This is a genomic window from Meridianimarinicoccus zhengii (assembly GCF_003254465.1).
GTDB lineage: Bacteria > Pseudomonadota > Alphaproteobacteria > Rhodobacterales > Rhodobacteraceae > Meridianimarinicoccus > Meridianimarinicoccus zhengii.
On the sequence record NZ_QDFI01000124.1, the window covers coordinates 1 to 6,985 of the forward strand.

The following is a 6,985-nucleotide window of genomic DNA, read 5'->3' on the forward strand; positions in this document are numbered from 1 at the left end:
CGGGCCGGGCGGCGCGTTTGCCGTGCCGCGTGTGGCCGCGGCCCGCCCGCGCCGCCGTGGTGATGCGAGGGCCCGTGACCGCGCGGCGGTCAGCGCACCGCTTCGATGGGGCCGTCGGCGCTGCCGGTGATGAACTGGCGCAGGTAAGGGTCGTCCGCCGCGTCCATTTCCGCCACCGGGCCGGTCCAGCGGATCTTGCCCGCATGCAGCATCGCCACCTTGTCGGCGATGGTGCGCACGCTGGTCATGTCATGAGTGATGGTCATGGTGGTCGCGCCCATTTCCACAACGATCTCGCGGATCAGGTCGTTGATGACGCCCGACATGATCGGGTCGAGCCCCGTGGTCGGTTCGTCGAAGAAGATGATCTGGGGGTCCGCCGCGATGGCCCGCGCGAGGCCGACGCGTTTCTGCATGCCCCCCGACAGTTCCGACGGGTACTGGTCGGCCACCGCCGCGCGCAGCCCCACCCGGCGCAGTTTTTCCACCGCGATCTCGCGCGCCTCGGCCCGGGGGCGTTTCAGGCGTCCGCGCAGCAGCCGGAAGGCCACGTTTTCCCACACGGTCATCGAATCGAACAGCGCGCCGCCCTGGAAGAGCATCCCGAAATGGCTCAGGAATTCGTCCCGGTCGGCCTTGGTCACGTCCTCGCCGTCCACGGTGATGGTGCCGCTGTCTGGCGTCACCAGCCCCAGCACGCATTTCAGCGCCACCGACTTGCCTGTGCCCGACCCGCCGATGATGACCATGCTTTCGCCCTTGGGCACTGCCAGGTTCACGCCGCGCAGCACGTGGTTGTCGCCGAAGGATTTGTGCAGGTCGGAAAGTTCGATCATGATCCGAAGAATGCCTCTGTCAGCAGGTAGTTGGAGGCGAGGATCAGCACCGAGCTTGCCACCACAGCGGCCTTCACAGCAGCCCCGACCCCTTGCGCGCCGCGGCCAGAGTTCATGCCATGGTAGCAGCCCATCAGCGCGATGAGAAATCCGAAGACCGCGCCCTTCACCAGCCCCGACCCGACATCCCAGAATTCAAGGAACTGGTAGGTGTTCGTCAGGTAGGCCGCTTCGTTGAACCCCAGCCGGGTGATGCCCACCAGATACCCGCCCATGATCCCGATCACGTCGCCCACGGCCACCAGCACGGGCACCGTCAGGGTCGCGGCCAGCACGCGCGGCGCGGTCAGATACTTCATCGGGTTGGTGGACAGCGTCACCAGCGCGTCGATCTGTTCGGTCACCTTCATGGTCCCGATCTCGGCGGCGATGGAGCTGGCCACCCGGGCGGCCACCATCAGCCCGCCCAGCACCGGGCCCAGCTCGCGCGTCATGCCGATGGCGACGATCTGCGGCACCACCGCCTCCGCGCCGAAGCGGCCCGAGCCCGCGTAGATCTGCAGCGCCAGTGCTGCCCCGGTGAAGAGCGCGGTCATCCCCACCACGGGCAGCGACAGCCAGCCGATGGCGATCACGGCATGCCAGAACTCGCGCCCGTAATAGGGCGGCGTCACGATATGGCGCAGGGTCGCCGCGGCGAAGATCGACACGCGCCCCAGCACGGCGACGCTGCGCAATGTGCTGCGGCCCAGGCGGGCGATGGGGGCGGTCACGGCCATGGGCGGTCTGCTTTCGTGCATCTGCGGCATGAGTGGGGACTTAGCCGACGGGGGCGGGCGTGTCGAGCGCGGGGCCGATCAGGCCGCGGGCCCGTCCGCGATGTGGCGGGTATAGCGCGGGCCGAGCGCCGTGAGGATTTCATAGCCAATCGTGCCCGCCGCGTCGGCCACCGCGTCGATCCCCTGGTAGGGGCCGAGCAGGTCGAGCACGTCCGGGTCCGCGCCGTGGCGGTCGCGGTAATCGGTCACGTCCACGGTCAGCAGGTCCATGGACACCCGCCCCGCCAGCGGGCACGCGACCCCGCCCGCGTGCAGCAGCGCCTTGCCCGACATCGACCGGATGATCCCGTCGGCATAGCCCGCCGCCACTGTGGCGATGCGGCTGCGCCGCGCGGCGACCCATGTGGCCCCGTAGCCCACGCTTTCGCCCGGCGCCACGTCGCGGCACTGGATCACGGGGATGGTCAGCGTCACCACCTGCAGCGCGGTCGAGAACGGCGCACCGCCATACAGCCCGATACCGGGCCGCGCCAGGTCGAAATGATACGCCGCGCCCATCAGTACCCCGCCCGTGGCCGCCAGCGACCGGCGCAGGCCCGCATCGTCGGTCATCGCCCGGAACGTCGCCAGTTGCGCCGCGTTCTGCGGGTGGTCTAGCTCGTCCGCGCAGGCCAGATGCGACATCGCCAGCCACGGCACCCCCGGCAGCCCCGCGGCGCGCAGGGCCGCCCAGTCCGCCGGTTCGATGCCCAGCCGGTTCATCCCCGAATCGAGCTGCACGCCGAAGGCCGCGCCGGGCAGCGCCTGCGCGTGCCTCGCCACCTGTTCGGGGCTGTTGAGCATCGGAATCAGCCCAGCGTCCCGGATCAGGTCGGCGTCCCCCGCCATGTGCCCGCCGAACACCGCGATCTCGGGGCCGTCACCAAGGATGCGCCGCAGCGCCGCCCCTTCCTCGGCCACCGCCACGAAGAAGGTGCGCACACCGGCGGCGGCGAAGGCCGGGGCGATCTCCGCCGCACCCAGCCCGTAGCAATCGGCCTTGACCACCGCGGCCGTCTCGGTCGCGGCGCCCGAGCGGGCATCGAGTGCGCGCCAGTTCTCGACGACGGCGTCGCGGCGGATTTCAAGTATCGGCGTTCCCATGGAACACTCCAACTATGCCGCGCCCGCGCGGTCAAGGCCGACAACGACCCGCGCGCCACGCTTTTCTTCGCGCCCGTCTTGTTCTAAGCCGCTGCGGCAACGGAGGCCGCGATGACCCGACTACGCCTGCACAACACCGCCACGAGAAAGACCGAGGATTTCACCCCCATCGATCCCGGCGACGTGCGCATGTATGTCTGCGGCCCCACGGTCTATGACCGGGCGCATCTCGGGAACGCGCGGCCTGTGGTCGTGTTCGACGTGCTCTACAGGCTTCTGCGGCATATCTACGGCACGGATCACGTCACCTATGTGCGCAACTTCACCGACGTGGACGACAAGATCATCGCGCGGGCGGCGGAAAGCGGGCGGCCCATCGACGACATCACGTCCGAGACGACGCAATGGTTCCTCGACGACATGGCGGCACTGGGCGCGCTGGAGCCCGACCACATGCCCCGCGCCACCGCCTACATCCCCCAGATGGTGGCGATGATCGAGGATCTGATCGCCAAGGGCCATGCCTATGCCGCCGAAGGCCATGTGCTCTTCGCCGTGGACAGCTACGCCGCCTATGGCAAGCTGTCGGGCCGGTCGGTGGACGACATGATCGCGGGCGCCCGGGTGGAGGTCGCGCCCTACAAGCGCAACCCGATGGATTTCGTACTCTGGAAGCCTGCCGCCGAGGGCGAACCCGGCTGGGACAGCCCGTGGGGCCATGGCCGCCCCGGCTGGCACATCGAATGCTCCGCCATGGCCCATGAATTGCTGGGCGACAGCTTCGACATCCACGGCGGCGGCAACGACCTGATGTTCCCGCACCACGAGAACGAGATCGCGCAGAGCTGCTGCGCCCACCCCGGCAGCGGGTTCGCGAAGGTCTGGATGCATAACGAGATGCTGCAGGTCGAGGGCAAGAAGATGTCCAAGAGCCTCGGCAACTTCTTCACCGTGCGCGACCTGCTGGACAAGGGCTATCCGGGCGAGGTGATCCGCTTCGTGATGCTGTCGACCCACTACCGCAAGCCGATGGACTGGACTGAGGAAAAAGCCCGAAACGCCCGCAAGACTCTAAGTCAATGGCATTACTGCACGCTCGATGCTTGCGAAACATCGCCTACCAAAGAGTTTGTCGATGCGCTTAATGCTGATTTGAATACAGGAAGTGCTTTGGCGATGTTGCACAAGCAGCATCGTGCTGTAATTACGGATGACTTTTCCAGTGGCGAATTTCTCGCAAATGCGCGGCTAATAGGACTGCTTGTTCCAGAAATTGATGACTGGTACGAGATTCCTGTAAAAAGTGGTATTGTAAGTGGCAAAGGGTCCCAACAACGCTTGTTTCCATTGGCTGAATCTATCGCTAGAAGGTGGAATAAATTAAGGCAGGAGAAAAATTTTAAAGCTGCTGATGCTCTGAAAAGTGCGGCAATGGAGGCTGGTTTGGAATTAAGTGCCGGTATAGAGCAGCCCTACGCCGCTCTAGAACCAGACGCAGACCCCGCCAAGCTGGAGTCGCTGAAATGAGCACAATCGGCAGGCACGGTGCGCAGACCCGAGGGCCGGGTCCGGCCGCGGGGGGGCGCAATCGCGCCCGCCCGGGGGGGCGGCCGGGCGCGGTCCGGGCCGCTGGCCCGGACGGTCCTTCTGGCAACGGCCCGCGTCACACCGAAACGCTCAACAAGACGCGCCAACGCAAGGGCAGCGCACGCCCCGGGGGCGGAGGCCGTCTTGCAAACCGTCCAGTGGACGGTTTGAGGCCGGAGCGGGCGCGAGCCCCGGGCGCAATAGCGCCCGCCCTGGGGGCGGGTCGGGCGCTGCCCGGGAGGCTTTGGGCCTCCCGGGCCACGAGCGGTTGGCTCATCGCCTTTAAGACCAAGCGGCAGGTCGTGTTGCGCGCATTTTGTTCGGAGATCTTTGCCCGGACGGCGGCGGACACACCGACGGAGACCAACCCATGACCCGCGACCGCCTCTACCTCTACGACACCACCCTCCGCGACGGGCAGCAGACGCAGGGGGTACAGTTCTCCACCCATGAGAAACACCGCATCGCCGCCCTGCTCGATGCGCTCGGCGTCGACTACATCGAAGGCGGCTGGCCCGGTGCCAACGCCACCGACAGCGCCTTTTTCGCCGATGCGCCCCAGACCCGCGCGACCCTCACCGCCTTCGGCATGACCAAGCGCGCGGGCCGGTCGGCGGAAAACGACGATGTGCTCGCCGCCGTCATCAACGCAGGAACGCAATCGGTCTGCCTCGTGGGCAAGACCCATGACTTCCACGTCACCACCGCGCTCGGCATCACCCTCGACGAGAATATCGACAACATCCGCGCCTCCGTCGCCCACCTCACCGCGCTGGGCCGCGAAGCCCTGTTCGACGCCGAACATTTCTTCGACGGCTACCGCGCCAACCCGGACTACGCGCTCGCCTGCCTGCACGCCGCCCACGACGCCGGCGCGCGCTGGGTCGTTCTGTGCGACACCAATGGCGGCACGCTGCCGGACGAGATCGCGGCGACCGTCCGCGCCGTGATCGCGTCCGGCATCCCCGGCGACCGGCTGGGCATCCACACCCATGACGACACCGGCACCGCCATCGCGGGCAGCCTTGCCGCCATCGACGCCGGTGTCCGGCAGGTGCAGGGCACGCTCAACGGGCTGGGGGAACGCTGCGGCAACGCCAACCTCACGACGCTGATCCCGACCCTGCTGCTGAAACCGCACTTCGCCGACCGGTTCGACACCGGCATCACCCGCGCGGCACTCAAAGGGCTGACCAAGGCATCCCGCCTGCTTGACGACATCCTCAACCGCGTGCCCCTGCGCAGCGCGCCTTACGTCGGCGCGTCGGCCTTCGCGCACAAGGCGGGGCTGCATGCCAGCGCGATCCTGAAGGACCCCACGACCTACGAACACATCACGCCCGACACCGTGGGCAACACCCGCATCATCCCCATGTCCAACCAGGCGGGCCAGTCCAACCTGCGCCGCCGCCTGTCCGAGGCGGGGATCGAGGTCGCGCCGGGCGACCCGGCGCTCGCCCGCATCCTCGACCGGATCAAGGACGCGGAAAACGAGGGCTATTCCTTCGACACCGCGCAGGCGAGCTTCGAGCTGATCGCCCGCGACGAACTGGGCCAGCTGCCGCATTATTTCGAGGTGAAGCGCTACCGCGTGACCGTCGAGCGCCGCAAGAACAAGTATGACCGCATGGTCAGCCTGTCCGAGGCCGTGGTCGTCATCAAGATCGGCGGCGAAAAGAAGCTTTCGGTGTCGGAATCGCTCGACGCCACCGGGTCCGACCGCGGCCCGCTCAACGCGCTGGCCAAGGCGCTGGCCAAGGATCTCGGCCCCTATCAATGCGTGATCGACGACATGAAGCTCGTGGATTTCAAGGTCCGCATCACCAATGGCGGGACCGAGGCCGTCACCCGCGTCATCATCGACAGCGAAGACGGGCAGGGCCGGCGCTGGTCCACCGTGGGCGTGTCCGCCAACATCGTGGATGCGAGCTTCGCCGCACTTCTCGATGCGGTGCGCTGGAAACTCGTGCGCGACGCCGCCACCCCCGTCGACAGCCTGCCCGCGGTCGCGCAGGCCGCGCCGTGACGGCCCCGGCCCGCCCCGCCGCGCCATGAGCCTCGACGCCTGCGCCGAACTCGTGGAACGCGGGGACCCGGACCGTTTCCGCACCCTGCTCGCCGCCCCGCTCGACGCGCGCCGCCGCCTCCTGCCGCTCTACGCCTTCAACGTGGAGGTCTCCCGCGCCCCCTGGGTGACGGCGGAACCGATGATCGCCGAGATGCGGCTGCAATGGTGGCGCGACGCGCTGGACGAGATCGCCGCGGGCGGTCCCGTCCGCCGCCACGAGGTCGCAACGCCCCTCTCCGAGGTGCTCGACCAAGAAGGGGCACACCGGCTCGACGCGCTCGTGGCGGCCCATCGCTGGTCCTGCTACCGCGACCCGTTCCCCGATGCCGCGGCCTTCGACGCCCATATCGCCGCGACAGGGGGCGGGCTGATGGTCGTCGCCGCGCGCATCCTTGGCGCGCCCGATGCGCCCGCCGCCGAGGATGCCGGTTACGCCGCCGGCCTCGCCAACTGGCTGCTCGCCGTGCCCGATCTCGAATCCCGCGGCTGCCTGCCGCTCTACGATGGCCGCCCCGCCGCCGTGGCCGCGCTCGCCCGCGACGGGCTCGCGCGTCTGGCCCGCGCGCGCGCGG

Annotated in this window: 6 protein-coding genes; 3 read left to right on the top strand and 3 right to left on the bottom strand. The window is 68.1% G+C overall.

The annotated features are described in order from the left end of the window. Window positions 1-89 precede the first annotated feature (89 nt). The 3 genes from DDE13_RS21445 to alr all read right to left on the bottom strand — a co-directional run bounded on the left by DDE13_RS21445 (window position 90) and on the right by alr (window position 2,758). Entirely contained in the window at window positions 90-836 is a 747-nt protein-coding gene (locus tag DDE13_RS21445; protein WP_111406255.1) for an ABC transporter ATP-binding protein, read from the bottom strand. Then, a complete protein-coding gene (locus DDE13_RS21450) occupies window positions 833-1,615 on the bottom strand; it encodes an MlaE family ABC transporter permease (protein WP_111406256.1) in 783 nt (260 codons plus the stop codon). The genes DDE13_RS21445 and DDE13_RS21450 overlap by 4 nt, the downstream gene beginning before the upstream one ends. 78 nt (window positions 1,616-1,693) lie before the next feature. Then, window positions 1,694-2,758, bottom strand: coding sequence for an alanine racemase (gene alr / locus DDE13_RS21455; RefSeq protein ID WP_111406257.1), 1,065 nt, complete (start codon window positions 2,756-2,758; stop codon window positions 1,694-1,696). A 111-nt stretch (window positions 2,759-2,869) separates the two neighbouring features. Between alr and cysS the strand changes: the two genes are divergently transcribed. The 3 genes from cysS to DDE13_RS21470 form a co-directional block, all read left to right on the top strand. After that, complete coding sequence (gene cysS, locus DDE13_RS21460) at window positions 2,870-4,285, top strand: cysteine--tRNA ligase (protein WP_111406258.1); 1,416 nt, start codon at window positions 2,870-2,872, stop codon at window positions 4,283-4,285. A 430-nt stretch (window positions 4,286-4,715) separates the two neighbouring features. Next, window positions 4,716-6,371, top strand: a complete 1,656-nt coding sequence (gene cimA, locus DDE13_RS21465; RefSeq protein ID WP_111406259.1) for a citramalate synthase — start codon at window positions 4,716-4,718, stop codon at window positions 6,369-6,371. A 25-nt stretch (window positions 6,372-6,396) separates the two neighbouring features. Further along, the coding region (locus DDE13_RS21470; RefSeq protein WP_111406260.1) for a squalene/phytoene synthase family protein at window positions 6,397-6,985 on the top strand (589 nt) is incomplete at its 3' end.

Excerpts from the sequence above, each read along its gene's own strand:
- DDE13_RS21445 (WP_111406255.1), bottom strand. The coding sequence starts at position 836 with ATGATCGAACTTTCCGACCTGCACAAATCCTTCGGCGACAACCACGTG.
- DDE13_RS21450 (WP_111406256.1), bottom strand. The coding sequence starts at position 1,615 with ATGGCCGTGACCGCCCCCATCGCCCGCCTGGGCCGCAGCACATTGCGC.
- alr (WP_111406257.1), bottom strand. The coding sequence starts at position 2,758 with ATGGGAACGCCGATACTTGAAATCCGCCGCGACGCCGTCGTCGAGAAC.
- cysS (WP_111406258.1), top strand. The coding sequence starts at position 2,870 with ATGACCCGACTACGCCTGCACAACACCGCCACGAGAAAGACCGAGGAT.
- cimA (WP_111406259.1), top strand. The coding sequence starts at position 4,716 with ATGACCCGCGACCGCCTCTACCTCTACGACACCACCCTCCGCGACGGG.